26 protein-coding genes are annotated in these 26,771 nt (G+C 58.5%); 5 read left to right on the top strand and 21 right to left on the bottom strand.

The window, feature by feature from the left end:
• Window positions 1-47: 47 nt before the first annotated feature.
• The 6 genes from ACZ5K9_RS08100 to ACZ5K9_RS08075 are packed head-to-tail and all read right to left on the bottom strand — an operon-like array spanning window position 48 to window position 5,170.
• Entirely contained in the window at window positions 48-359 is a 312-nt protein-coding gene (locus tag ACZ5K9_RS08100) for a DUF6506 family protein (RefSeq protein ID WP_464273908.1), read from the bottom strand.
• 33 nt (window positions 360-392) lie between these two features.
• Window positions 393-1,382 (bottom strand): ATP-NAD kinase family protein, encoded by a 990-nt coding sequence (locus ACZ5K9_RS08095; protein ID WP_464273907.1) that lies wholly within the window; start codon window positions 1,380-1,382, stop codon window positions 393-395.
• Between the two features lie 46 nt (window positions 1,383-1,428).
• Window positions 1,429-2,403, bottom strand: coding sequence for an alpha-ketoacid dehydrogenase subunit beta (locus ACZ5K9_RS08090; protein ID WP_464273906.1), 975 nt, complete (start codon window positions 2,401-2,403; stop codon window positions 1,429-1,431).
• A 54-nt stretch (window positions 2,404-2,457) separates the two neighbouring features.
• Entirely contained in the window at window positions 2,458-3,417 is a 960-nt protein-coding gene (locus ACZ5K9_RS08085; protein ID WP_464273905.1) for a thiamine pyrophosphate-dependent dehydrogenase E1 component subunit alpha, read from the bottom strand.
• Between the two features lie 40 nt (window positions 3,418-3,457).
• Window positions 3,458-3,820 (bottom strand): Lin0512 family protein, encoded by a 363-nt coding sequence (locus ACZ5K9_RS08080; protein ID WP_464273904.1) that lies wholly within the window; start codon window positions 3,818-3,820, stop codon window positions 3,458-3,460.
• Window positions 3,821-3,835: 15 nt separating this feature from the next.
• Window positions 3,836-5,170 (bottom strand): dihydrolipoamide acetyltransferase family protein, encoded by a 1,335-nt coding sequence (locus ACZ5K9_RS08075; RefSeq protein ID WP_464273903.1) that lies wholly within the window; start codon window positions 5,168-5,170, stop codon window positions 3,836-3,838.
• A 415-nt stretch (window positions 5,171-5,585) separates the two neighbouring features.
• On the opposite strand from ACZ5K9_RS08075, the gene ACZ5K9_RS08070 reads away from it, so the two are divergent.
• Entirely contained in the window at window positions 5,586-7,502 is a 1,917-nt protein-coding gene (locus ACZ5K9_RS08070; RefSeq protein WP_464273902.1) for a sigma-54-dependent Fis family transcriptional regulator, read from the top strand.
• A gap of 220 nt (window positions 7,503-7,722) precedes the next feature.
• Here the strand turns inward: ACZ5K9_RS08070 and fdhF are convergent, their stop codons facing one another.
• From fdhF to ACZ5K9_RS07995, 15 genes are all read right to left on the bottom strand, one after another.
• Window positions 7,723-10,395 carry a formate dehydrogenase subunit alpha gene (fdhF, locus tag ACZ5K9_RS08065; RefSeq protein WP_464273901.1) on the bottom strand — a complete coding sequence of 891 codons (2,673 nt, stop codon included), beginning with the start codon at window positions 10,393-10,395 and terminating at the stop codon, window positions 7,723-7,725.
• Window positions 10,396-10,491: 96 nt separating this feature from the next.
• The gene (locus tag ACZ5K9_RS08060) at window positions 10,492-11,955 is read right to left on the bottom strand and encodes an NADH-quinone oxidoreductase subunit N (RefSeq protein ID WP_464273900.1); all 1,464 of its coding nucleotides are present in this window, start codon (window positions 11,953-11,955) and stop codon (window positions 10,492-10,494) included.
• A gap of 35 nt (window positions 11,956-11,990) precedes the next feature.
• Window positions 11,991-13,559: an NADH-quinone oxidoreductase subunit M gene (locus ACZ5K9_RS08055; protein ID WP_464273899.1), complete on the bottom strand. Its 1,569-nt coding sequence runs from the start codon at window positions 13,557-13,559 to the stop codon at window positions 11,991-11,993.
• Window positions 13,556-15,337, bottom strand: a complete 1,782-nt coding sequence (locus ACZ5K9_RS08050; RefSeq protein ID WP_464273898.1) for a Na(+)/H(+) antiporter subunit D — start codon at window positions 15,335-15,337, stop codon at window positions 13,556-13,558. Before ACZ5K9_RS08050 ends, ACZ5K9_RS08055 begins: the two co-directional genes overlap by 4 nt.
• A complete protein-coding gene (locus ACZ5K9_RS08045; RefSeq protein ID WP_464273897.1) occupies window positions 15,330-15,587 on the bottom strand; it encodes a hypothetical protein in 258 nt (85 codons plus the stop codon). The genes ACZ5K9_RS08050 and ACZ5K9_RS08045 overlap by 8 nt, the downstream gene beginning before the upstream one ends.
• On the bottom strand, window positions 15,584-17,089 hold the full coding sequence (locus ACZ5K9_RS08040; protein WP_464273896.1) for a monovalent cation/H+ antiporter subunit D family protein: 1,506 nt from the start codon (window positions 17,087-17,089) through the stop codon (window positions 15,584-15,586). The genes ACZ5K9_RS08045 and ACZ5K9_RS08040 overlap by 4 nt, the downstream gene beginning before the upstream one ends.
• Before the next feature lie 7 nt (window positions 17,090-17,096).
• Window positions 17,097-17,399, bottom strand: coding sequence for an NADH-quinone oxidoreductase subunit NuoK (gene nuoK, locus ACZ5K9_RS08035; protein WP_464273895.1), 303 nt, complete (start codon window positions 17,397-17,399; stop codon window positions 17,097-17,099).
• A 31-nt stretch (window positions 17,400-17,430) separates the two neighbouring features.
• Window positions 17,431-17,946: an NADH-quinone oxidoreductase subunit J family protein gene (locus tag ACZ5K9_RS08030; RefSeq protein ID WP_464273894.1), complete on the bottom strand. Its 516-nt coding sequence runs from the start codon at window positions 17,944-17,946 to the stop codon at window positions 17,431-17,433.
• A complete protein-coding gene (locus ACZ5K9_RS08025) occupies window positions 17,934-18,557 on the bottom strand; it encodes a NuoI/complex I 23 kDa subunit family protein (RefSeq protein ID WP_464273893.1) in 624 nt (207 codons plus the stop codon). The genes ACZ5K9_RS08030 and ACZ5K9_RS08025 overlap by 13 nt, the downstream gene beginning before the upstream one ends.
• Window positions 18,554-19,627, bottom strand: coding sequence for an NADH-quinone oxidoreductase subunit NuoH (nuoH, locus tag ACZ5K9_RS08020; RefSeq protein WP_464273892.1), 1,074 nt, complete (start codon window positions 19,625-19,627; stop codon window positions 18,554-18,556). The genes ACZ5K9_RS08025 and nuoH overlap by 4 nt, the downstream gene beginning before the upstream one ends.
• A 2-nt stretch (window positions 19,628-19,629) precedes the next feature.
• Window positions 19,630-20,823, bottom strand: a complete 1,194-nt coding sequence (locus tag ACZ5K9_RS08015; RefSeq protein WP_464273891.1) for an NADH-quinone oxidoreductase subunit D — start codon at window positions 20,821-20,823, stop codon at window positions 19,630-19,632.
• A gap of 25 nt (window positions 20,824-20,848) precedes the next feature.
• Entirely contained in the window at window positions 20,849-21,331 is a 483-nt protein-coding gene (locus ACZ5K9_RS08010) for an NADH-quinone oxidoreductase subunit C (RefSeq protein WP_464273890.1), read from the bottom strand.
• Window positions 21,332-21,360: 29 nt separating this feature from the next.
• A complete protein-coding gene (locus ACZ5K9_RS08005) occupies window positions 21,361-21,930 on the bottom strand; it encodes an NADH-quinone oxidoreductase subunit B (protein WP_464273889.1) in 570 nt (189 codons plus the stop codon).
• A complete protein-coding gene (locus tag ACZ5K9_RS08000) occupies window positions 21,921-22,274 on the bottom strand; it encodes an NADH-quinone oxidoreductase subunit A (RefSeq protein WP_464273888.1) in 354 nt (117 codons plus the stop codon). Before ACZ5K9_RS08000 ends, ACZ5K9_RS08005 begins: the two co-directional genes overlap by 10 nt.
• Window positions 22,275-22,504: 230 nt before the next feature.
• A complete protein-coding gene (locus ACZ5K9_RS07995; protein ID WP_464273887.1) occupies window positions 22,505-23,914 on the bottom strand; it encodes a B12-binding domain-containing radical SAM protein in 1,410 nt (469 codons plus the stop codon).
• Window positions 23,915-24,013: 99 nt separating this feature from the next.
• Between ACZ5K9_RS07995 and dtd the strand changes: the two genes are divergently transcribed.
• Genes dtd through ACZ5K9_RS07975 form a run of 4 tightly spaced genes read left to right on the top strand, consistent with a single transcriptional unit; the run spans window position 24,014 to window position 26,755 of the window.
• Window positions 24,014-24,463 (top strand): D-aminoacyl-tRNA deacylase, encoded by a 450-nt coding sequence (dtd, locus tag ACZ5K9_RS07990; RefSeq protein ID WP_464273886.1) that lies wholly within the window; start codon window positions 24,014-24,016, stop codon window positions 24,461-24,463.
• A gap of 37 nt (window positions 24,464-24,500) precedes the next feature.
• On the top strand, window positions 24,501-25,046 hold the full coding sequence (locus ACZ5K9_RS07985; RefSeq protein WP_464273885.1) for a hypothetical protein: 546 nt from the start codon (window positions 24,501-24,503) through the stop codon (window positions 25,044-25,046).
• A gap of 37 nt (window positions 25,047-25,083) precedes the next feature.
• Window positions 25,084-25,752 (top strand): metallophosphoesterase family protein, encoded by a 669-nt coding sequence (locus tag ACZ5K9_RS07980; protein WP_464273884.1) that lies wholly within the window; start codon window positions 25,084-25,086, stop codon window positions 25,750-25,752.
• Window positions 25,676-26,755: an Lrp/AsnC ligand binding domain-containing protein gene (locus tag ACZ5K9_RS07975; RefSeq protein ID WP_464273883.1), complete on the top strand. Its 1,080-nt coding sequence runs from the start codon at window positions 25,676-25,678 to the stop codon at window positions 26,753-26,755. The genes ACZ5K9_RS07980 and ACZ5K9_RS07975 overlap by 77 nt, the downstream gene beginning before the upstream one ends.
• Window positions 26,756-26,771: the final 16 nt, after the last annotated feature.

Genomic DNA, 26,771 nt, shown 5'->3' with positions numbered 1-26,771 from the left:
TCGGGGCCCGGGATCATCCCTTGGACCCGGCCTTCATCACCGAAGAATTAAAACAGCGAATCTCCGCTGCCATTGCCCAGTCCAGGGTGCACGTCGAAACGGACCACACCCACGGGCACCGATTCCCCCACAGCCTCGGCCACCAAAGCCGTCCCGCGATGACCGAACCCACCGCAGAGCTCGATGGCTTGGATCCCCTCTTTGGCCACCAACTCTTTGGCCATTTGAGCCGCCACTTGATAGTTGCAAACGCCCAGGACCAGAAGGTGGACCTTAGGGGTTTTCACCCACTGGCGATGCACGCCGGGGTCGGCTTCCGGTGCGACGAAAAGAAACGCAGCTTTCAGGACTTCGCCCATCTTTTCTCCTCTCGGCTTCCCCGCGGAAGCCCATCATCGCCTGTTGACAAAAACACCCTTGTCGCGCGCTCGCTCCATGAGGCGCGGGACACTCACCACAAATGGACCATCCAGCGACAACCGAACGGATAACGACGTGTCCGGCTTGACCTCCAGCTCCCGCTCGCCGTCCAAAGCCAGGACACACCGCTGTCCCAACACCGGATAGGACCGGTCCGGCACCATTCTTTCGAATCGTTTCAGAGCCACGTTGCGAATCAATCCGGGTGCGATGGCCGCGGAAACCTCCAGGCCTCCTCCCCCCATGACCAGGTGGAGCCCCGAGGGTTCTTGGGGTTCGATGGTCGTCAACTGTCCCCCAACCGCGGACAACCCAATGGATTCCGGCCGGCATCGGGAAAGAAAAACCTGCCGGACTTTTTCCACCTCCCAAACAGCCCGCGCCCCGATGAAACTGCCTTCGCACACGGCCACATCCACGAGGGCGAGATCCACTGGTGTGTCGTCACACAACACTTCCAGGCATGTCACCCTGGAACCCGATTCCTCCAAGGGGACAGCCCCGGTGGCCACCAACCCGGCCGCCAATCCTGCAATGGTGGCTTCCAGGACGTGTGGGAAGACATTGTTGGTCCCGGTGGAAATGGGCAGGAGAGGCACGCTTCGGGTGCCTTTGGTCACCGCGCGGCACGTGCCGTCTCCCCCCAGAACCACGAGGCACCCTACACCTCGGGCTTCCATCCACGCGGCCGCTTGTGTGGAGTCCTCTTGACCGTCCTTAATGGCCATGGGCACCGGGTGGACGGCCATGGCCACAGAACAGCCCCGCAAAGCCCGATCCACGATGGCGTACGCATCGGGCATGTAATAGACCGATCGAACCCCCACGGCCTCGAGGCCCATGAGAATCCGCCGGACAATGCGGACCTTTTCCTGATTATCGAACACGCTGCCGTGAGCCACTAACCTTCGGATATCTTTTCCTGAAGCAGGGTTGGCCACAATCCCTACCGAGGCGGACATGGCGATCCTTTTCCAATGGAGCCGTCAGTTTTGCGAGAACGTCCGCTCAACCGCGGATTTTTTTCACTGCCTCCACAATGTCATTCACCTTGGGAAGGAACGCCTGCTCCAAGGGTGGGGAGAACGGCACGGGCGTAAACGGTGCCGCCACCCTCATGATGGGTCCGTCCAGGTAATCGAAGGCCAATTCGGCCACCTGGGCGGCGATTTCTGCACCGAATCCCCCCTGTTTGACCGCCTCGTGGACCACCACAAGGGCATGGGTCTTTTTGACGGATTCCACCACGGTATCGGTATCAAAGGGAACAAGGGTCCGGGGATCGATGACCTCCGCCGAAATGCCGTCCTTAGCGAGAACGTCCGCGGCTTCAAGGGCCGTATGGACCATCTTGGCCGTGGCCACAAGGGTCACGTCGTTCCCGGATCTTCTCACTTCCGCTTTCCCAAAGGGCACGGTGTATAACTCATCCGGAACTTCGCCTTCGAGGCCATAGAGGAGCTTGTGTTCCAGAAAGACCACCGGATTGTCATCCCGGATGGCAGTGATGAGCAGCCCCTTGGCGTCGTAAGGCGTCGCCGGCATGGCCACTTTCAGACCCGGCACATGGGCGAACCACGCTTCCAGGCTTTGGGAGTGTTGGGCCGCCGCTCCGATACCCGCTCCTTGCGGGGTGCGAAGCACCATGGGGATTTTGGCTTTCCCGCCGAACATGTAGCGCATCTTGGCCGCTTGATTGAACAACTGGTCCAAGGCCACCCCAATGAAATCCACAAACATGATCTCGCACACCGGCCGCAACCCGGCCGCCGCGGCACCCGTAGCCGCCCCGATGATGGCGCTTTCCGTAATGGGCGTGTCTCTGACCCTCTTTTCCCCGAATTGCTCGTACAGGCCCTTGGTGACCCCGAAGCACCCTCCGAAAGGACCCACATCTTCCCCCATGATGAACACATCCGAATCGCGCTCCATCTCCTGACGAAGGGCTTCGTTGATGGCCTGAAGATAAGTCTTGGTCGGCATGGCTTTCTCCTCGAACCCTTGGAGTTGACGGCGACGGAAAGGTTTATCCGCCGGCTACGCGTAAACGTCTTCCAGAACTTCTTCCGGCGCCGGAAGCGGGCTTTCTTCGGCAAATCGGACGGCTTCCTGGAGTTCTCTGGCGATCCCTTCCCGAATTTCCCGGTCTTTCGCCTCCGTGAGGATTCCTTGATCCATGAGTTTTGCTCGAAACCGGGCGATGGGATCTTTTTCTTTCCATGTGCGGACCTCATCTTCGTCCCGGTACGTGCAGGCATCCCCTTCGAAATGCCCGCACCAGCGATAGGTCTTGCATTCGATGAGCGACGGGCCATTGCCGGCGCGAGCCCGGGCCACGGCTTCGGCTACCGCTTCGTAAACCGCCACCACATCGTTGCCGTCCACGACCACACCGGGCATGTCATAGGCGGCGGCCCGATCGGCGATGTCCGCAACGGCCATGGACTTGCATGTGGGACAAGAAATGCCGTAGCCGTTGTTTTCGTTGACGAACACTACGGGAAGCTTCCAGGCACTGGCCAGATTCATGGCTTCTTGCGTCGTCCCCTGGTTAGCGGCGCCGTCCCCGAAAAAGCACACCGCCACCTGATCTGTCCCTCGGTACTGAGCAGCCAGAGCCGCCCCATTGGCGATGGGACCGCCACCGCCGACAATCCCGTTGGCACCGAGGATGCCGAGATCCACATCGGCGATGTGCATGGATCCCCCTTTGCCTTTGCAGTACCCGGTTCTCCGGCCGAACAGTTCCGCCATCATCCTCTTCAGGTCCCCGCCCTTGGCAATCAAATGCCCGTGGCCCCGGTGCGTGCTGGTGATGTAGTCGGAGGAGTGGAGTACGGCGCATGTCCCGGTGGCCACGGCCTCTTCGCCGATGTACAAGTGGACAAAACCCGGAATTTTGCCTGCGGCGAAAAACTCTTGAACCTTGCTTTCAAAGTCTCGAATCCTGACCATGGTGGTGTACATCTGTACGAGGTTTTCTTCGGTCAGACTCATGGTGCACCTCCCGAGCGGGGTGCCTCAGGCACCCGTTTTCCTATGAATCCACGGATACGGTGATCGCTGCATTGGCCACGACAATCCGGTCACACCTTTCGGCGAACCGGTCGACGCAAATCCCCGGGGCCATCATTCCCCCGGAGATCACTCGGACGGTTTTGCGGCCGATGGGGACTTCCGCCGCGACGGCATCCCGGTCGACCTGGTCCGGATCGGGACAGGCCACGAGGATCTCCACCTGCACCTCCTCCAAACTCTCAAGACCGAGAATCTCGATCAGCCCACACAGGCAGCTGCGCCCGATGGCATCCCGCACAGCCCGGCAGGCGGCTTTGGTCATGTTCTCACCGTGCAAATCCGCTCCCGTTCCCAGCTCCACCACAAATCGTTTGACAGCCATGGCCCGATTCCTTTCTTAGGCGATCAACGTGGCGGGATCTTCCAGATAATCCGCTAAGGTTCTCAAGAAGGTCATGGCCGGGACACCGTCTGTGACTCGATGGTCGAAGGTCAGGCTCAAGGTCATCAAGCTGCGAATGTGGATTTGCTCCTGATATACGGCAGGCTTGAGCACCACCCGCCCCACCCCCAAGATGCCCGTTTCCGGCGGATTAAGAATCGGCGTGAAGCCGTCCACCCCCTGACGGCTCACGTTGGTGACGGTGAACGTCCCGCCCTGGATTTCATCCACCGTGAGGCGATTTTCCCGCGCCTTGGTCACCACTTCCCTGATGTCCCGAGACAACTCGAAGAGGCTCTTTCGGTGGGCATCCTTGACATTGGGGACAATGAGTCCCTCGGGTAGAGCGACGGCAATCCCCAGGTTGACGCCCTCATGGATGCGGATGCCCTCTTCCGTGAGCCAGGAGTTCATCACGGGGACACGCTGAAGAGCACGACACAGGGCGTAGCAGATGAGGTCGTTGATGCCGACCTTTGGGTCGTTGACCGAAGAAAATCGTGCTCGGAGGCGATCCCTGAGCCGAAGCAGTTCGGTGACGTCCACTTCCACAAAGACCGTGAGCTGCGCCGAGTGATGCAGACTCGCCATCATGTTGTCGGCGATGATTTTGCGCATGCCGCTCAGCGGACGCACCGCCCCCGGAAGAACACTCGGCTTTTCGGGACGTTGCGGTTCTTGCCCCGCCGGAGCCTTTTTCTTCGCCTCCACGGCCCGAAGCACGTCCACCTTGGTGATCCGACCGCCTTCGCCCGTGCCCTGAACCATGGCCAGGTCAATTCCTTCTTTTTCAGCCAGATCCCTGGCCTGAGGGCTGACGGCCGGACCCGCCTCCACTTGTGCCTTGTGGCGGCGGACATCCTGCTCCGTCACCCGTCCTTCGGGGCCGGAGCCTTGAATCCCGGCCAAGTCCATTCCCCACTCCCTGGCCAAGCGACGCGCGGCCGGTGTCGCTCGCACGAAGGAGGGCTGAGGAGTCGCCGCCGCTTCAGGTTTCTGCGGAAGGTCTCCGACGGGTTCAGATGCCCCGGCGAGACGTTCGAGTTTCTCCCCGGCTTCGGCGATGATGGCGACCAGAGTCTTCACGGGAACCGTTACCCCGGCAGGAACCAGAATCTGAAACAGGATCCCGGTGGCGGGCGATTCCACCTTGTTGGTAATCTTACTTGTTTCCACCTCGAACAGCGGCTCGCCCACAGCCACCGGGTCCCCTTCCTCCTTGAACCACCGGGTGATCTTGCCTTCGGTCATCGTGAGGCCCCATTTGGGCATGAACACCTGAACGGCCACCGCTTACCTCCTTGTCTGTGTACCCAGGATGAACCAGAGATTTTCAAACAAAGCTTCCGGGCAAAAGAGGTGCCAAGCACAAAGCATGAAGGGACAACGATTTTCCTGGGGGTAGTTTCCGGCGGACTGTTCTGTTTTCGAACACCAGCTGGGCCCAAAACCGCCACTCCGGAAAAAGATGTTGGAAAGTACAAGGCGTTCATTTTATGAATAGCAACAGTAGGGAACGAAGGCGGCCGTCGCAGGGCATCTTCCTGCAGCACGAAGGGTTTCTCGCTTCGCTGAGGAGGTGGGAACCATGTATGAATTGGTCTGGCAGGGATCCCGGTTCCAACTTGTCCCGTCTTCCAGGTCAAAGAAACTTTCCGGCGCTTGTAACACCTCCCCTCTCATTCTCTCGTCGCGAAATCTAGACATGAAAACTTGGAAGGACTACGTGCTCAAAGGGGTTCCCTCCGAATCTGTCCGTGAGGTCATCGTTCGCTCCTGGTCCCGGTGCCGGCAAAGCGGGGTGGACCCGGCGGAAGGCAAATGTCGGGACATCCGCTCCGACGCCGAACTGGGTGATGAATTCAAGTTTCTCAAAGATCTCACGCTGGATATCCAGACCCAAATCTATGGTCTCATCCGTAACCAGGGTCTTCTCGTGACGGTCAGCGACGGGCGGGGATATCTGTTGGGGATGTTCGGAGACGTGAAGGCACTGAGCGCGGCGGATCTGTTGAATTTCGGTCCTGGAGCCAATTGGTCTGAAAACAGCGTGGGGACCAATGCCATCGGGACCGCTCTGCAATGCGGCCATCCTCTCCGGGTCCAGGGAAAGGAACATTTCTGCGAGAGTCACCACAGCTGGATCTGCTCCGCTGCACCCATCTTTGGATGGGACGGCAAGCCTGTGGCGGTGTTGGATATCTCAGGCCCACTTGACGTCGATCACGAACGCGCGCTGGAGGTGGCCTTGCATGGAGCGCGACTCATTGAAAGCCGTCTCTATCGGATGGAGGCGGCCCAACACCTGTTTCGAGCCTATAACCTGGTACAGCAGCTGAGCGGCTCCGTGGCGGTGGGCCTGCTCTTTGTCGACCCTGACGGGATAATCCTGGAAGGTAACGACGCGGCTGCGGACCTTCTCGGAATACCCCGAAACCAGCTCTGGGGTGCCAAGGCCCGCACTTGGTTCGACCTGCCACGGCCGACAACGAAAGGCTCCTACCAAAAGAGTTTCGACTCCAAAGGAGGCGTGATTCCTGTGCGGTGCTTTGGGAAGGAATCGGTGTCGGCTTTTGTCCATCCCGTTCGGAGCCGAAATGGAACGGCCATGGGCACATGCTTGATCCTCCAGGAATCTAGAACCGTGCCAAAAGTGAAAGCGGTGCCTGACGATGAGGATGATCCCTTCGGCACGCTCCTGGGCCGAAGTCCAGCCATTCGCAAGGCCGTCGAGGTGGCCAGACGCGTGGCCCGGACGGATACCACCGTTCTTGTCGTCGGGGAGAGTGGCACAGGGAAAGAAGTCCTGGCTCGCGCCATTCACGAAGGAAGTCCGAGGCGTCGCGGACCCTTTGTGGCGGTGAACTGCGGAGCCATCCCGTCCGGGCTCGTCCAGAGCGTCCTCTTCGGATATGAAGAGGGAGCATTTACCGGGGCACGGCGGGGAGGCTCTCCCGGCAAATTTGAATCGGCTTCCGGCGGCACCTTATTCTTGGATGAAATCGCGGAGATGCCCTTAGATATGCAAGTGAATCTGCTGCGGGTGCTCGAGGAAGGGCACGTAACTCGCGTAGGGGGGACCAAACCGATACCCGTAGATGTCCGTATCATCGCCGCAACCCACAGGAACCTGGCTCAAAGGGTCGCGGCGGGTCAGTTTCGCGAGGACCTGTTTTATCGGCTGAATGTGGTGCGGATTTCATTGCCGCCGTTGCGCGAGCGGACAGAGGATCTCGAGCTTCTGATCCAACATTTTATCCGGCTGCATGGCAAAAAATTGCAACGTGAGGTTCGAGCGGTACTTCCCGATTTTTACGCTGCTTTGCGCCGATACCATTGGCCGGGGAATGTCAGGGAGCTGCGTTATGCCATTGAGGCGGCAATCGCCCTGATGCCGGGAGATGTGCTCTCTGCAGAATGTCTCCCCGAAGATCTTCTCCAAGGCACGTCCTTATCGGCGCCTTCTTCGGAAGCCGCGGATTTCAATCTGAAGCGCCGGGAAGCGGAATCGATCCGCCAAGCCTACCTCCATTTCCGGGGAAACATCTCCGAGGCCGCACGGGCCTTAGGTATCGGCCGAAACACCCTCTACAGCAAACTGAAGAGGCACAAAATTCTCTGAACAAAATCCCCCCCATCGGCCTGACGCCCTCCGTGTGGGCCGCAGGGGCCGCACAACCCGATTTTCTGGCATTGCCTTGTCTCCCCCGTGGACGGCATTGAGGGACAGAGCTCGTGAAGAAATGGGAAGGCTCCCGTTGGCGGATATGAAGCTCAGGGCAAAAAAAATCCCCGGCGGGATCGCCCTCCCTCCGGGGATCAGGACTCTTCAATGCCAACCTCTACGCGGCTTTTTCCACCTTGACGGCACACACCTTCAGTTCGGGTATCTTGGAGACGGGATCCAAGGCGCTGATGGTCAACCGGTTGGCGGCCGCCTCATAGAAGTGGAAGGGGACAAACACCACGCCGCGCGCCGTGATGTTGGACACCATCGCCTTGATGGTGATGCTGCCCCGCCGCGACGAAATCCGCACATACTCCCCATCGGCGATTTTCAGCTTCTTTGCGTCCTGAGCATTGATTTCCGCCAGGGGCTCCGGATAAAGGCGGTTCAAGGCGAATCCCTTCCGGGTCATGGTTCCGGTATGATAATGCCAGTGGACCCGGCCTGTGGTGAGCACAAACGGGTACTCCGCGTCGGCCAGTTCCGCCGGGGGCTGGTAGTCAATGGCGAAAAAGGCCCCTTTCCCCCTCGTGAACCGTCCCACGTGGAGGATGGGCGTCCCTGGATGGTCCTGGGTCGGGCAGGGCCAGACCAATCCGCCTTTTTCCAATCGTTCGTAAGTGATTCCGCCGTAGCTCGGGGTCACGGCGTTGATTTCTTTCATGATGGCTTCCGGGCCGTCGTATTCCATGGGATAGCCCATGCGCTTGGCGATTTCCGCCGTAATCCACCAGTCTTCTCTGGCCTCCCCGGGAGCATCCACGGCCTTGCGAACCCGAAGGACCTTCCGCTCGGTATTGCTGAACGTCCCTTCTTTTTCCGCAAAACAGGCACTGGGGAGCACCACGTGCGCCAGCTTTGCCGTCTCCGTCAAGAAAATGTCCTGGACCACCAGGAAGTCCAAGGACGCCAAGGCTTTCTCCGCGTGGTTGATGTCGGCATCGCTGAGGACCGGATTTTCGCCCATGATATACAACGCTTTGATGGCTTTGCCGGCATTCGCCACCATTTCCGTGACCGTCATGCCCACCTTATCGGAGAGCTTTGGCACACCCCACGCCTTCTCGAACTTTTGGCGGTTCTCTTCGGCCGTGACCACTTGGTATCCGGAGTAGACGTTGGGCAAGCCGCCCATGTCACAGGCTCCCTGCACGTTGTTCTGTCCGCGCAGCGGGCACACTCCTCCGCCGGGCACTCCCACATAACCGCACAGCATAGACAGGGCGGCCAAGCATTTCACGTTGTTTGTCCCTGTCGTGTGCTGCGTGATCCCCATGCAGTAGAGGATGGCGCCCGGTCCCGACGTGGCGAAAAGCCGTGCTGCCGCAATGATATCTTTTTCCTTGAGACCCGTGATCTTGGAAACATACTTGGGCGTGTACTTGGCGACGCACGCCTTCAGCTCCTCGAATCCCTCGGTGCGTTCCTCCACGTAGGCCTTGTTATAGAGGTTCTCTTCAAGAATGACGTTCATCAGCCCGTTGATCCAGGCCACGTTGGTCCCCACGGCTGGCTGGAGCCACAGAGTGGCAATGTCCACCAGCTTGATGCACCGCGGATCAACGACGATGAGTTTCGCTCCACGCTTTGTCACCGCTTCGTGGATGTAATTGGCCACAATCGGATGATTCGCCGTGGTGTTGGATCCCGTGAGGAGGATGACGCCCGAATTGAGCACATCCTTCAACGGGTTCGTCATGGCACCGCTTCCGAACGTGGCGGCAAGACCTGCCACCGTGGAGCTGTGTCAGAGACGGGCGCAGTGATCCACATTGTTGGTGCCGATCACCGCGCGCATAAATTTCTGGAAGACGTAGTTTTCTTCATTGGTGCACCGGGCCGAGGCAAATCCTCCGATGGCATCCGGCCCGTGTTCGGCCTTGATCCGCTGGAGGTTCTTGGCGACGTGATCGAGGGCTTCGTTCCAACTTACTTCCACAAAGCCCTCTCCCTTTCGGATCAAGGGCTTCTTCAACCGCTCCTCACTGGCAACGAACTCGTATCCGAACCGCCCCTTGACACACAGGCTCGCCTCGTTGATGGTCGGGTCATGTCGTCCGTTCACGGCAACAATGCGATTGTCCAGCACACTAAGCTCGATCTGACAGCCGCAGCCGCAATAGGCGCACGTGGTAGGGACCTTTTTCGTGGTAAAGACGCGCGCTTTGATCGGGCTCAAATTCTCCGTCAAAGCTCCCGTTGGGCAGACCTGCAGGCACTCGCCGCAGGAGACACACTTTTCCGGAGTGACCCTCATCTCCATGGAGCCGTTGACTTCCACAAAATCGATGGCTCCCTGGCCTTTGATTTCCCGACAGGCGGCTGCGCACCGTTGGCACAGCACGCATCGATCGCGCCAGTATTTGATGAGCGGGGTCGCATAGACCACATCGGTCCGCTCCTTGGGCGCCTCATAGCTCTCGGCCGTCACCCCGAGATCCACCACCAAATCCTGGAGCCGACAGTCGCCGGCTTTGTCGCAGATGGGGCAATCCAACGGATGGTGCACCAAGAGCCGTTGCATGGCCTTCTGCCGCATGGCCTGCAGCAGCTCCGAGTCTGTGGTGACCTGCATGCCGTCTTCCGCCGCCGTCTTGCACGCCTGAACCGGAGCGCTCTTGCCGGCGACTTCCACCACGCAGAGGTTGCACGACCCGATAGGATTGAGCCGTTCGTGGTAGCATAGCGTCGGAATCTTCACGCCGGCGGCGTGCGCCGCGTCGAGGAGTGAACTTCCCGCCGCGACGGCGACCTCCCGCCCGTCAATCGTCAGTTTTACCGAACTCATCCCTTTTTCTCTCTTCGCAACCGGTTTTCCCTTTACCTTACCCCCGCACGCCAGTTTAGCCGACTCCGACGCGACGGGAAACCCCTGCGTGGGGTTTTAGAGAAAGGACAGAAAGGATTCTTTCACCATGGCCACATAGGTTGAGGGAAACAGCCCCAGGGACAGTACGCCGTAGGCGGATATGGCGACCGCGACGATCAGCGCCGGCGACAACGCCGCGGCCGTCGGCACAGACTCGGTCCTTTCCGGCGGCTGCATGTACATCGCCACCGTCACCCGCAGATAGTAATAGACGGAGACGACACTGTTCAGCACGCCGATGATGGCCAGCCAGATGAACCCCTGCTTGATGGCGGCGGAGAAGATATAAAATTTCCCCATGAAGCCCCCCGTCGGAGGAATGCCAGCCAACGAGAAGAGAAAAAGGCTCATGGCCAAGGCCGCCACTGGGTGCTTGTACCCGACCCCACGGTAGTCTTCCACTCTCACCCGAGATTCCCCGGCTCCAGCGAGCATGGTGATCACGGCGAATGCCCCAACGTTCATGAAAGTGTAGACCAGCATGTAATAAAGGATGCTCGTCAGCCCCAGTTCTCCGGCCGCGAGAAAGGCCACTAGCACGTACCCTGCATGAGCGATGCTGGAATAGGCGAGCATCCTTTTGATGTTTTCCTGCACCAGGGCAATGATGTTTCCGGCCGTCATGGTCAAGGCGGCCATGACCCAGATCACCATCATCCAGCTCGTCTGCAGGGACGGCAGAGCCTCCATGAAAATCCGCACGAACGCGGCGAACGCCGCAGCCTTCGGGCCCGCGGACATGAAGCCCGTCACAGGAGCCGGCGCCCCTTCATACACGTCCGGAGCCCACATGTGGAACGGCACCGAGGCGGTCTTGAAGCCGAAGCCCACGATCAACAACGCCATGCCCATGACAAGCACCGCCGCACCGCTCCCGGCCTCCGCAGTATACCGGGCGATATCGGGAATCTGCGAACTCCCGGTGGTGCCGTAAATCAGCGCAATCCCGTAGATGAGAAACCCCGAGGCAAACGATCCAAGGATGAAATACTTTATGGCCGCTTCGTTGGACATCATGCGCGAGCGCGTGTAGCCGGCCAGGGCATAGAGCGCAATGGACATGAGCTCCACCCCGAGGAAGATGGTGATCAGCTCCGTCGCGCTGGCCATGATCATCATGCCCACGGTGCACATGAGCATCAGCGCGTAGTATTCGCCGTGCTGCATGGCTTCGTTGTCGAGGTACTTGATGGAAATGAGAACGGTGAGGCCGGTCCCCAGCAGGAAGATCAGCTTGAAAAACCGTGAGAAGTTATCCACGACCCACATATTGTTGAAAGAATATTCCACGATCCTCGCATCGAAAGGCCCAGGACGGCTCAGCAGCAGATAGACGCTCGCCGCCACCCCGACCAAGCTCACATATGCGTAGGATTCCCGAAATCTCTTCCCGGCGACAGCTTGGATCATTAACACGATCAATCCGCAAGCGACCAAAACCAACTCCGGAGCAATCGCGCTGAGACTGATGCTGCTCATCACCTGTTCCATAAGTTACCGCCCTTGGCCCTTTGTCAGCTGTTGGAGATCAACTTCGCGACAAGATGCTGAAACCATGCCGGTCCTTGAAATGTCGCGTGCGCCGTTGTTCTCGACTGAACGGATTCCAGCAGGTGCCCGACGGAGGCATCCATGGTCCTGAGGAAGGGTTTGGGATAGAGCCCGATCCAGAAGATAAAGAGGAGAACCGGCAGCATGTAGGCATATTCCCTGGGCGTCATGTCCTTGAGTTCCCGGTTCTCGGCCTTGGTGATCGGCCCGTACGCCACCCTTCTGACCGTCCACAGCAAGTACACCGCCCCGAGAATCAAGCCTACGGTTGCGGCCAGTCCGAACTTCAAGGAAGCCTGGAATGCGCCGATGAGGATCAACAGTTCGCCCACAAACCCGTTGGTTCCCGGCACGCCCATGGACGAGAAGGCCACCATGAGAAAGATGAAGGCGAAGATGGGCATGACCTTCATGATTCCGCCATATTCAGAGATCAATCGGGTATGGCGCCGCTCGTAAAGGATCCCCACAATCAAGAACAGGGCCCCCGTGCTCAAACCGTGGTTCACCATCTGAATGAGGCTGCCTTTAATTCCGTCCGCATTCAAGGCGAACATGCCGAGCATGCAGTAACCGAGATGGCTCACGCTGGAGTAGGCCACCAATTTCTTCACATCATCCTGCGCCAAGGACACCATGGCCCCATAGATGATCCCGATCAGCGACAAAGTGAGGATCAACGGGACAAACTGCACGGTCGCCTCGGGAAACATGGGGAGGCAAAACCTTAGAAAGCCGTACGTTCCCATCTTCAGAAGCACACCCGCCAGGATGACACTCCCTGCCGTGGGGGCTTCCACGTGGGCATCCGGAAGCCATGTATGGAACGGAAACATGGGAACCTTGATGGCGAAGGCCACCGCGAAGGCCAAAAACAACCACATCTGGATGTTCGCCGGCAGTCCCAGCTTATGATAGTCGAGAATATGGAAGCTATAGGTCCCCGTCGCCTCGTAGTGCATGAAATACAGCACGAGAATGGCCACCAACATGAGCACGCTGCCACTCATGGTGTAAATGAAGAACTTGACGGCGGCGTAAATCCTCCGGGGTCCGCCCCAAATCCCGATGATAAAGTACATGGGAATCAGCATGACTTCCCAGAAGACATAGAACAGGATGAAGTCCAGGGCGCAGAACACCCCGATCATCCCGGTTTCCAGGAGCAGCAGGGACGCCATATAGGCCTTCACCCGCTCGGTCACCGCCGTCCACGTGGAGAGCACGGACACGGCCGAAAGGAAGGTCGTCAGCAGGACCAAAAGGAGACTGATCCCGTCGATGCCCATCTGATACCGAATGGCGAACTGGGGAATCCACGAGGCGTCCTCGACAAACTGCATCTCCCACGTGGTCGTGTCAAACCGGGTGTACAGCTGCAGCGAGACAATAAACGTCGCCACGGTCGCCAGAAAGGCCGTCCACTGGATCGCCTTGCGGTGCCGGCTTGGAATGAGACACACCAGCACCATGCCCACGAGAGGCAGATACGTCGTCACCGACAGGATGGGAAAATTCGCCGCATTCATCATAGACTCATCAAAGTGGAGAAGAGGTAATAGCCGAGGATGACGATGCCTGCGATGAGCATCGTCGCCGCATAATGCCGCACAAACCCTGTGGCCGTGGTCCGAACCCTGCGAGAAGCCGCGAGGAAAAAGTCCGCAACGCCGTTCACGGCCCCGTCAATGCCGCGGACATCCATGATTCGAGCGAGAATGTCCGAGAAGAACAGCGTGAACCGGGAAAACCATGTCCGGTAGATTTCCCCCACATACGCATCCGTGGTGGCCACCGGACGCTGCGCCAGCCACATGAATACCCGACTCCCCTTACGGTAAAACCAATCCGTGTCGATACTGATCGTCGGCTCGGGATCCAGCTTTTTCAGCAGCATGAAGAACCCAAGGCCCGTGAAGAGCAAAATCCCCAGAGCGCTCGTGACATGATCCCCCGTGTATGGGTCGAAATCCACCGGGAACGGCAACAGATCATAGAGAGGCTTCGGATAGCATCCGATGCCGATGCACAGGAAGGACGCGATGACCATGGCCCAGATCATATTGGCAGGAGGTTCTTTGGCCTCGAGGCCGGAATCCTTCCCGAAGAACATGTAGTAGGGTAGCTTCAGACCCGTATGGAGAAATGTTCCCGACGACGCCATGGTCAGCAGGAGCGCCACCAGCGGCCGGTGGTCGTGGCTTGCGGCGGCGACCACCATAGATTTCGTCACAAAGCCGCTGAAAAGCGGGAAGGCCGAGATGGCGAAGCCTCCGATCATGTAGAGCACCAAAGTGATGGGCATGGTGCGGTACAGTCCGCCCAGCTCCGTGAGTTTCCTCCGGCCGGTCATGTGAATCACCGCCCCGGCTCCCATGAAGAGCAGGCCTTTGTAGAGGATGTGGGCGAAGGCGTGGGACACCGACCCGTTCAGAGACATTTCCGTCCCGATGCCCACTCCGGTGACCATGTAGCCCACCTGACTCACGATGTGGTACGCCAGCAGTCGCCTGGAGTCGTTTTCCAACACGGCGTAAACGACGCCGTAGAGCGCCATGATGGTCCCAAGAACCACCAAAAGCTCGGTCCCTGGGAACACTCGGACCAGGACATAAACCGCCGTTTTCGTCGTGAAGGCCGACATGAAGACCGATCCGGTGACCGTCCCTTCGGGATAGGCGTCCGTGAGCCACGCATGGAGCGGCGGGACGGCGGCGTTGATGATGACGCCGATGAGCATCAGGTAAAAAGCCAAACTGCCGTCCTGTTCCAGCGGGCCCACCACCATGGACCCTCCGCTGAGGTAGTGCAGAACCACCCCGGCGAGCAGGCACACCCCCCCGAAGGCGTGCACCAAGATGTATCGGAAGCCTGCCGCTATGGCGTCCGGCTCGCGCCTCGCGAATACCAGATAGACCGAAGAGAAGGCCATGAGCTCCCAGAAGATGAACAAGGTCAAGAAATCTCCCGCAAAGGTCACCCCTAGAGATCCCCCGACGTAGAGCAAGGCGGCGACGTGCTGACCCGTATCGTCCACGTGAAGCGCATAGACCATGCCGATAAACGACATGATCGTAAACACCCACCCGAACACGATACTCAGCTTGTCCACCGACCCGAAGCACATGGACTGGCCAAGGAAATTCCACGTCCAGTAGCACCCGTGGGGCAGCTGCATCATGAGATACATGGAGGCCGTTCCCAGAAGCGGCAGGGCCAACATGGCCGCCTTCTGGAACCGCCCGCGCAGGAACGGAAGGAGAAAGGCCCCGGGAATGTAGAAGACGGACGGGTGAATCCACTCAGTCATTGTAGTAATCCTCGTCCCTCATGATGCGGCACTGATGACCGTAGAACTTGGACGCCAAGATGATGATCACGCACGAGACAAAACCATACAACGCCCCCCAGCCGGGGATTTTGTCCCAAATGTACATGGCATGTTCCCGGTGAACGAAGAAGTCGGAGATGAAGGTCACGATCAACATGGCGATCCCGATCTTCTTCACCTTTTTGGAATTCTTGGGGTCACCGATAAAAAGAACCAACCTTCGGATCATCGGATTACCTCCTTGGCCAATGTGAGGAAGTAATCGGGAAAGATCCCTACGAGCACGGAAATGATGGCAGTCAAAACCAGAGGGACAACCACGAATTTCAGTTCCCGAATCTCCTCATGGTGCTCATCACCATGCCCGTGTCCATGAGCTGCGACGTCGTGGGGGTGATGTTCCTTCTCGAAAAACGCCTTGTAGGTGATGGGCAGAAAGTACGCCGCATTCAACAGGGTGCTCATCACCAAAACCATGAGTATGGGCACAGCGTGCGCCTCAACGGATCCCACCGCCAGGAACCATTTGCTCGTAAAACCCGCCGCGGGCGGCACCCCGATCATGCTCAGCGATGCAATGAAAAAGGCTGCCATCGTCCACGGCATTTTCTTCCCGATGCCGGACAGCTGGCTGACCTCCGTCTTGTGGGCGCAGGCGTACAGCGAGCCGGCGCAGAAGAACAGTGTGATTTTGGAGAACGCATGGTTGGCGATATGCATAATCCCACCCACCATGCTGCTCGGAGTCAGCAAAACCGCCCCAAGGATGACGTAGGACAGCTGACTCACCGTGGAATAGGCCAGCCGGGCTTTCAGATTGTCCTTGGTCAGGGCGATCACCGAAGCCATGATAATGGTGAACGAGACGACGTAAGCAGCAGTGATTCCCAGATTCATCCGGCTCATGAGGTCCACGCCGTAAATGTGGAACACGACCCTCAGGATCGAAAACACACCAACTTTCACAACGGCCACCGCATGGAGCAGGGCGCTGACGGGGGTCGGCGCCACCATGGCCGAAGGCAGCCAGTTGTGGAAGGGCATCACCGCCCCTTTGGCAAAACCGAAGAGGAACAGGAAGAAGGCTGCGAACAAGAGCGCCGATCCGGCATGGGGCCTCAGCAGCCCGCCCGGCTGGAAGTCTGTGGTCCCGGCGTGGATGTAGACGATGATGACTCCAGCAAGCAGCAAAGTCTTGGATAACCCCAGGAGATACAAGAAGTATTTTGTGGCACCCTGGAGCGCCTCATCCGTTTCCTTATGCCCGACCAAAGGCACCGTGGCCAAACTGAGGATTTCGTAAAACAGGAACAACGTCACCAAGTTGGCCGAGAAAGCCACACCCATGGTCGCCGACAAACTGATGGCAAAGCAGCTAAAATAACGGGTCTGCGCATGCTCCTTCCCCGCCCGCATGTACCCGACGGAGTAGAAGGTCGTCACGATCCACAAAAACGAGGAGACCGTGGCAAAGAGCAACCCGAAGGCATCGACACGGAACTTCAGGTCGATCCCTTTGTAGAACCCTTCCACCAACGTGTACTCGATGGTGTGCCCGGAAAGAATCGCCGGGGCCATGGAGACGACGATGGAAAATTTGAGGATCCCGGCCAGAACGGACCAAAACTCCCGCAGATTCGGCTTCTCGTCCCCGGTCTTCAGGATCAGCGGCACCGCCAGAAGTGACACCAGCACGGCCAGCAAGGGTTTGATCGACTGAATGGTTTCCACGTCCTTCCTAACCTTTGCTTAAATGGATTTCGTCCACATCGACGGTCGGCTTGTTGCGGAAAAGCGCAATGAGGATCGCCAACCCCACGGCAGCCTCCGCCGCCGCCACGGTCATGATCATGAAGACGTAGACATGACCGTCCAAGCTGTTTAAAAACCGTGAAAAGGCCACAATGGTGAGGTTGACGGCGTTCAGCATCAATTCAATGCACATGTAGATGATCAACGCATTGCGATGCGCCAACACCCCAACCGCACCAATGGAAAACAGCACCGCGCCCAACATGAGGTATGCGTTTAACGAGACCATAAGCTCCACCCGATAACCCCGAGGTCGCCGATCACACCCCGGAGTTATCTATCCTCCTCTTGGCTAGGATCACCGCCCCGACGATCGCCGCCAGCAACAGCACGGACGCGATTTCAAACGGCAACAAATACTTGGTGAACAGCATCCAGCCCACCGCTTTGGTCGTCCCGAAGGTTTCGTCCACTTCCACAGCCGTGACCGGAGCCCCCACCTTGTTCATGACCACCACCATGGCCACCATCAAAATGCCCACCACCACGGTTCCGGCCAGCTGGATGAAGAAAACGTTTTTGGCCAGTTTGCCTTCCTTTTCCTCGATGTTCAGCAGCATGATGACAAAGAGGAACAAGACCATGATGGCCCCGGCATAGACGATGAGTTGCAACACCGCGATAAGATGGGCATTCAAGAGGGCGTACAAACCCGCCAGAAAGGACATGGTGGCCACAAGGCTCATGGCCGCCCGCACGGGCCGCTTGGTCGTCACCATCAGAAGGGCCGAAACCACAGCCCCCACGCAGAAGCCATAGAAGATCAGTAGTTCCATTTGGAGTATATCCTTCTGACAAAAGAAAGACGTCCCTTGACTTTCCCCTCCGCCCTCAGCAACTGCTCCTTTTCGAATACCAGACGGCTGCGATCCCTCTGCGCCAACCCCTGATACTCATCGCTCATCACAATGGCTTCCTTGGGACACACCTCTTCGCAATAACCGCAATAGACACACCGGCCCATATCCAGGGTGTATCGAGCCGGATAACGTTCCCCGGGGGCCTTTTCCGCCGCCACGATGGAAATGGCGTGGGCGGGACACATGGTTTCGCACAAACCACACGCCACGCATTTTTCTGTGCCCTCGGCATCGGCCACAAGCACCGGGCGCCCGCGGTAGGCCGGTGGCAGCGGAAAGGTCTCTTCTGGGTAGTACACGGTGAAGACCTTTCGCTTCTTTCCGGCGGGTGGGAAAATGAAGCCGATCATGTTGATGAAAAAATGCTTGCTGGTGACCACCAGCCCGCGCACAATCTCGGCCACATACAACTTTTCCCACAGCGTCATGTCCAGACGGCGGCGCACCTTCTTGGCCTTCACCACCGCCGCCGGAACGCCCACCTTCACCGAATACGGGGTGTGCTCCGAACCTGTCATTGTGCTCATAGCAGCAAAACCACCAGCCCGGTAATTGAGAGGTTGATGAGTGAAAGCGGCAGCAACATCTTCCAGCACATTCTCATGACCTGGTCATAACGGAAGCGCGGAAGCGTCCACCGAATGGTCATCTGCAACCAGATGAAGAAGGAGACCTTGGCGAAGAACACGGCGACATTCACCAGCATGGCCAAGGCCGCCGCACCGTTCGGGCCCGCCCCCTGAAACCAGGACAGCAGCATGGCGTCCGTCACAAAGGGGATATGCCACGCTCCGAAAAACAGCGTCGTGACCACGGCGCTGATGGTGACCATCTCAAGAAACTCGGCCATCCAAAACATGATGAACTTGAGGCCGCTATACTCTGTGAAATATCCCGCCACGAGCTCCGATTCCGCCTCGGGAATGTCGAAGGGGATGCGCTTGTTTTCCGCGATGGCGCATGTGAGGAAAATGATGAAGCCCACAGGCTGGAGGAAAATCCCCCATCGGAAGAAGTTTTCCTGGATGGCCCCGATTTCGGTGAGCTTGAGCGTCCCATAGACCATGATGAGACCGATGATGCTCAACCCCATGGCCACTTCGTAGGAGAGCATCTGGGCCGAGGCGCGCAACCCGCCCAGCAGTGACCAGTTGCTGCGCGACGCCCACCCGGCAAGAACGGTCCCATACGTGGCCAATCCCGCCAAAGCGAAGACGTAAAGAATCCCCACGTCCAAATCGGCAATGACCAGGTTGATCTCTCTGCCGAAGAGTTCGTAGCGGCCGCCGAAAGGCACGATGGCAAAGGCCGCGATGGCCGGCACCAGGGAAATGAACGGCGCAAGCGTGTGAAAAAACTTGTTGGCATTGGCAGGGATAAAATCTTCCTTGGTGAGCACCTTGATGGCATCGGCAAGGGAATGAAACAGCCCGATGGCCGTAAAACCGAAAATGTCGGCTCGGTTGGCACCGATGCGGTCCTGCATCACGGCGCTCTGTTTCCGCTCCACCCACCCGAGAATCGGAGCGAACACGCCCACGTTCACGGTGAAGATGAAGATGATTTTGGCAAGGGATTCGATGAGGTCTGCAGCCATGGTTATCTATCGCATTCTCCGCCGATCATGTTGATCATGTCGAATGTGGGGACGATATCGGCGAGCAGCCGGCCTTTGACCAATCTCGGCATGGCGGCCGTCAAGGCAAAGCACGGTGGCCGCACCCGACACTTGTACGGCTTCCCGCTGCCGTCGCTCACCAGATAAAATCCCAGCTCACCGTTTCCGCCCTCCACGGCCAAATACACTTCGCCCGGCGGCGGTTTGATGCCTTCGATGACCGTCTTGAAATGGTAGATCAAGGAATCGATGCGGGTGTAAATCTTCTCTTTGGGCTCCATGCGGACCTGAGGCAGACGGACGTTGATGGGGCCGTCCGGCATCTGCGCCAGGGCCTGCTCCACAATGCGCATGCTCTGCTGGATCTCTTCCATGCGCACCAAGTACTTGTCGTAGTTGTCGCCCGTCTCTCCAATGGGCACCTCAAAGTCCATCCGGTCATAGACCAGATAGGGCTGGGCCTTGCGCACGTCATACGGCACACCGCACGCCCTGAGGCAAGGTCCCGTAAATCCGTAGGCAATGGCCTCTTCGGCGGAAATGGCCCCCACACCGCGCACGCGGTCGATAAAGATCCGGTTTTTCGTCAACAGCTTGTCCACATCCTTCCACAGGCGGCGGACCTCTTTGAAGGTGTAACGGACCTTCTCCTCGAATCTTTCCGGCAGGTCATTCTTCAACCCGCCGATACGCACATAGTTGACGGTCACCCGGGCCCCGCACAGGGCTTCGATGAGATCCCAGACCAATTCCCGAGCTTCGACAAAATAGAGAAACGCGGTAAAAGCCCCCAGCTCCAAGCCGGCCGCCGCCACGTTGGTCAGGTGGTCGGAAAGACGGGACAGTTCGCAGGCGATCACCCGCAGGTACTTGCACCGCTCGGGCACGTCGATGCCCAGGAGTTTCTCCACGGCCAACGCGTAGCCCGTGTTGTTGATCAAGGGGGACACGTAGTTGAGCCGGTCCGTGTAGGGGATGACCTGTTGCCATGTGCTGTTTTCGCACATCTTTTCGAAACCCCGATGGAGGTAGCCGATCTCCACCTCGAGGTCCACAATGGTCTCCCCTTCGAGGGTCGCGAGAAACTTCACCGTGCCATGGGTCACCGGGTGGGAGGGACCCATGTTGATCACCATGAGTTCGGTATGGAGGTCCTTGGAGGAAATTTCAGACATGGCTCAACGTCTACCCGTTGCAGTGTTAGTTGACGGGACCGATCAAGGGCTGCCGTTTCTTGAGAGGATAGTCCTTCCGCAGGGGATGCCCCTGGAAACCTTCGTAGAGCAGGATGCGGCGCAGGTTGGGATGCCCCTGGAACACCACCCCGTACATGTCGTAGGCTTCCCGCTCGAACCAATCGGCGGCGATCCACACCGGGACCACGGAATCGATGGTGAGATCGGATTCAGGCACGAGGGCCTTGAGGCGAACCCTTTGGTTGTGTGCCAGGGAATACAAGTGATAAACGACCTCGAACCGAGGATCTCGGCCCAGGTAGTCCACCACGGTGAGGTCCATCATGAAGTTATAGAGCAGCTCCGGGTCATCCCTGAGGAACAGGCAAATGTCGCGGATCCTCTCCTTCTTGACGATCGCCGTGTCGTCGCCTCGGTAATTGTGCGTTCCCACGACATCGTCCGGGAATTTCTGCGTGAGCTTCCTTAGCGTGATGCTTGCTTCCATGCGCCCCATATCCTCGTTGGCTGCCACCGCTAACACCGGCTCACCGGCGCCTCACCCCGCGGCCAATCCGACCATCGCTCTTTGACCACCTTCTGTTGCAGCTGGAGCAGACCGTCCAAGACCATCTCCGGGCGCGGCGGACATCCCGGTACGTAAATGTCCACGGGAATCAAGGTGTCGATCCCCTGAACCACGGAGTAATTGTCATAGAACCCGCCCGAAACGGCGCACACCCCGAAGGCGAACACCCATTTGGGTTCCGCCATTTGGTTGTAGACCTTGACCAAAATGGGGGCCTGCTTGTGGCTGATGGTGCCTACGACCATGAGAAGGTCGGCCTGGCGGGGAGAAAACCGAGGCAGGGCGGCCCCGAAGCGGTCCAGATCGTATCGGGGGCCGGCCACCGACATGAATTCCATGCCGCAACATGCCGTCACGAAGGGATACAGAAAAAAAGAATATTTGCGCGCCCAGTTCACCGCCGCTTCCAGACGGGTCAGAATGACGCTCCCATCCAAAAGCCTTTCGGGCCCTTGGCTTTCCTTCTGTCCTCTGAAAAGATCGCGGGGGGCTTTCCACCGCGGGAGGTTCAATCCCATTCCAACGCTCCCCTTCGCCAAACGTAGATGAGGCCGATGGCCAAGATCACAACGAAAAGCATCATTTCCACGAAGCCGAACCAGCCGAGATCGTTAAACAGAACGGCCCACGGATACAAGAAGACAGTTTCAATATCGAATATCACGAAGAACAGCGCGATGAGGTAAAACTTGACCGAAAATCTCTGTTTGGGGTTGACGATGGGGCTTTCACCGCATTCGAAAACCTCCAACTTTTCGGCAAACTTCTTTTTCGGCCCGATGTAGGTTGTGGCTGCGATCATCCCGGCGGCCGTGGCTGCCGCGAGGAACAACATCATGAGGACGGGAACGTAAGCGTTCATGAGCGCGATCCGATGGTCGAATGTCCTTCATCTCCCCGGGCTCTGCCCTGGGGATTGTGATCCTTGTCACACACCATCACCCCTCCACCCTGACCGGGAACCGGAATCCAGAGCCTGAATTGGTCAGGATGCCCTTTCTGGGATGATATCTATAGCGCTGCTGTCTCGGGGGGTCAAGAAATATTTCACGAGTCTTCCACCGGGCAGAGCATACCCCCTCCGCCGCTGACCTAGGGACTCAAGTGTCCATCGTGCGGTCCGCAGTGGCTCAGCCGGAGGCTCCGACGGGCATGCCGAGCCAAACGCTTGAGGGATTCCAGATCGTTCACCGTAAAGTCAGGCCTTCGACATGCAAAAAAAGAATTATTGTGCGTCAACGGTTCATCTTCCAGCGGGAACGCACTGAGCGACACGGCATCCCGCCACACGGCCGTGCCGGGAATGGGAGAAAACTCCGCCACAAACGGAAGCATCCCCGCCGACTTGACCAATGCAATGCCTTCCGCCACCTCTTCAGGGGTTTGACCGGGAACACCCGCAAGGAGGTACACCCCGATGCGCTCTCCGGCAAAACCCGCATCCGCCAACGCCTCCACCGCCCGATAAAACATGGCAAGATCCGCCTTACCTCCCCATTGTCGGTGCCTTTCCGAGCGCGTCGTCTCCAGCCCCAACCGCACGGTGGTAAAACCACTCTCAAAAAGGAGACGGCACACTCGCGCATCGGTCAAGGCCCGGACATGAAGGGCGTTGGGCGTGTGAAACCGCAGGGAAAGTCCTTCTCGATCAAGCCGTTGCAGGAGATCCTGAAGCACGGACCCCCCTGTGACAAGGAGGGCGTCGTCGTAGAAGGCCACGTCGCGAACACCGGTTTTTTCATGGAAGGCCAGAAGCGACTCAAAAACCCGCCGGACGTCAAAGACAACCCTTTCACGGTGGAGCACCGAAGAAGCGCAGTAAGGACAGCGATAAGGACAGCCAAGACTCAGCAGGATCGGCACGTAGGTGGGATCTTCAATGAAATCCAGGGCCGGGGGAGGGGCTTTGGCGATGTTCCGCCAATTTTCTTTGTTGTCCAACCGGAAATCCAGCGCCTCTTCCAACGCCTCCGCCAAAGATCCCAAAGTCCCCGTAACAACCCGATCCGCTCCGGTGTGCTTCCGAGCGTGGTCGGGGCACAACCGCGCGTAGATCCCCCCCAGCCACACGGGCACCTCAGGGAAGACCTCACGCACATAGGCGATGGTCTCCCGGACCCCGGGATACCAATACGTCATGAGGCTTGTGACACAAATGAGGTCCGGCTTCGCAATGGCGCCGAGCTTCTTGAGGAAACTGTCCGGGTGGATGCCGTATCGGAAAAAGGGCCGGCCCGTTTCCGCCAACACCTCGGGGACAGGAATGGGCATCTTGGGGTATTTTCCCGTCCCGAAGGGATCGTCCCGACCCGGAATCACTCCGGGGCACGCATTCGTGTCCGGATCGTGCCGCTGCAGGCAATCGATGAAATAGACGCGGCATCCCCCTTGCCGCAAAAGGGCGCCCAGAAGCAAAAGGCCCAAAGGTTTGGCCCACAGGTCGTAGGCGGCGAAATCGGTGATCCACGGATTGATGAGGAGCACCACAGGGGCTCGGGGCATGAGAAATGGTCCTTCCTGATGAAAACCGTTTGCCAATCGGCGCGGGCCTTTTATATCCTGCACTCGTAGCGAACGTCAAAAGCCCGGGAGGATGCGCCCATGCGGGCTGTGGTGCAAAGGGTTTCCCAAGCTTCGGTGGATGTCGCCCAACAGACCGTGGGCGCCATCGGAGCCGGTCTTCTCGTGCTCATCGGTGTGGGTCGTGACGACACCGACGAGGATGCGCGGTATCTTGCGGACAAAATTGTCCATCTCCGCATCTTCCCCGACGAAAACGACAAACTCAACCGGTCTGTGCTTGATACGGGCGGGTCCATCCTTGCCGTTTCCCAATTCACCCTTTGGGGCGATTGCCGCAAGGGCCGCCGCCCCTCTTTTGTGGAAGCCGCCGCCCCCGAGGCGGCTCGACGCCTGTATGAAGCTTTTGTCCAGGCGGTGCGGGATTTGGGTGTGCCCGTCGCCACAGGGGTTTTCCAAGAAACCATGGCCGTGCACTTGACCAACGACGGTCCGGTGACACTGATCCTTGACAGCCGAAAGGCGTTTTGACTCGAGAATGCCGATGCCCTGACCCATAGGAGAAATCATGAACGAGAACACGCTCGACAATCGCCAGACACACACGCCATCCGCTTCGCTCAACGGAGAAGAAACCGGCATTTTCGTGGACCGAGAAGGGGACTGGTTCTACGGCGATCGGCCCATCTTTCGGAAGGAAATCCTCGAAACCTTCTACCAATGTCTGCGTCAACTCGACGACGGCCGATACGTCCTGGAATGGCAGGGACGGCTGTACCCTATCACGGTGGCCGATACCCCTTTTGTCATCACCCGGGTGGATCGAATCACCAACGGGTCCACAGAAGCTCACATTCTGCTCACCTTCAAGCACCTTGCCGACACAGAGGTGTTGGATCCGACCACCTTGTGGGTCGGACCGGAAAACGTGCTCTACTGCCGGATCCGTGGGGGCCGATTCCTTGCCCGGTTTTCCCGGCCCGCCTATTACCAGATTGCTCAATGGATCGAACCGGTGGAAGAGGATCAGTTTGCGCTGCGCCTCGGCGCTCACCTGTATCCCGTGGCTCGGACGCCCCAAGACAATGGAGGGTGCGAAAAGGATTCCGGATGATGCGCCGGTCGGCCCCATTGCTCAACGGACCTGATTCATGCGTCTTTTGACCGTGTCCGATGTGGTGGCCCCGGAACTTTTTCCTGTGGCCCACCGAGAGGCCGTGGAACCTGTGGATGCCGTGCTCTCCTGCGGCGATGTGCCCCCGGAATACTTGACCTATCTCGGTCATTTCTTCCGGGTTCCCGTCTACTACGTGCGGGGCAATCACGATCTTCGATACCGCAGCCGCCCCCCGCAAGGGGCGACGGATGTCCATGCCCGAGTGGTGGAACTGAAAGGGCTTCGGATTGTGGGGTTCGAAGGATCCATGTGGTACAACGGCGGCCCCATGCAATACACCGAAGCCGAAATGCGCTGGATTGTCTGGAAAACGCGCCCCCTTGTCTGGTGGCGGGGCGGGGTGGATCTGGTCATGGCCCACGCCCCGCCCCGGGGCTACGGCGATGGGGACGATTTGTGCCACCGGGGTTTTCAATGCTTCGTCCCCTTCATACGCGCTCACCAACCCCGCTGGTTCATTCACGGGCACGTCCACCGGAGCTTCCGCGATCCGGCCGACAGGCTCATGCAGCTGGAAAAGACAACCATCCTCAACACCTTCGGCTGGTACATCCTGGATTTCGATCATGAGACGATTCCTCGAAAAGATCGGGCTCCGAAAAACGCCGTCCCGAAAAAGCGATGGCGCCGCCTGTTTTCATGAACTCCAGCAAAACGACGGCGCCTATGAATGCCGGGATCGGGGCCTGCGCACGGTGCCCTTGGCGAAGATCGTCGGCAGTGTGGGGCGCTATCAAGACTTTGACGAGCGATTCCGGTTGAAAAGCCGAGCGCCGTCCGAACGGCTGGAACAGATCAAGGAGGCCATGCGCGGCGGGGCGGTCCTTCCGCCGGTGAGACTCTGGCAAATACGAGATGTGTACTACGTCGAAGACGGCAATCACCGGGTGGCGGCGGCCAAGGCGCTGGGGCACGATGAAATCCTTGCCCACATCGTGGAATTCATCCCTTCAGGCGACAACCTCCAGGACACCCTCTACCGCCAGCGAGCGCAATTCCTCGATGAAACCGGCCTTCAAGCGGACATCCCCCTGACCGAACCCGGTCAATACGAGCGGCTCCTCTCTCAAATCCGCCGACATCACCAACACCTCCAGCGCACGGAACGGACCGACGTCAGTTTTCAGGAAGCCGCCAAAGATTGGTACCATCACATTTACCGGCCATTGACCGCACTCCTTGCCCGCGCCCGTCTCGCCGAAGGCTTTCCCGGCCGGACCACGGCGGACCTTTATGCTTATGTGTCCGTAAGGCTGTGGGAAAAGGGGGAACGACGCCACTACGGCATCGGCCTCAACGAAATCCTTCCTGATGACATGGAGGCCTTTCGCGAGCAGATGAAAAACGCCGACATCCAACATTATCCGGAAATGCAGCGGACCATCACGGCCTTCGTGCTCATGAACGTTCAGGCCAAAAAGGAACACAAGATTGTGGAAAAGCTCTTTCAGTTGGAAGAAGTCAAAGAGGTCCACAGCGTCTTCGGCGATGTGGACCTCCTCGTCAAGGTGCGGCTGCACCGGGATTTTCTCAGTTCCGACGCCGAGACCATTTCTCAATTCGTCCACGAAAACATCCGTCAGTTGCCCGGCGTTCTCGCCACCAAGACGCTGATTCCCGGAGTATCCCACATCAAAGAACGTTGATAAAAATCCCGACGCT

It is taken from the genome of Desulfosoma profundi, assembly GCF_055387865.1.
This window is presented reverse-complemented; position numbering and strand designations above follow the sequence as displayed.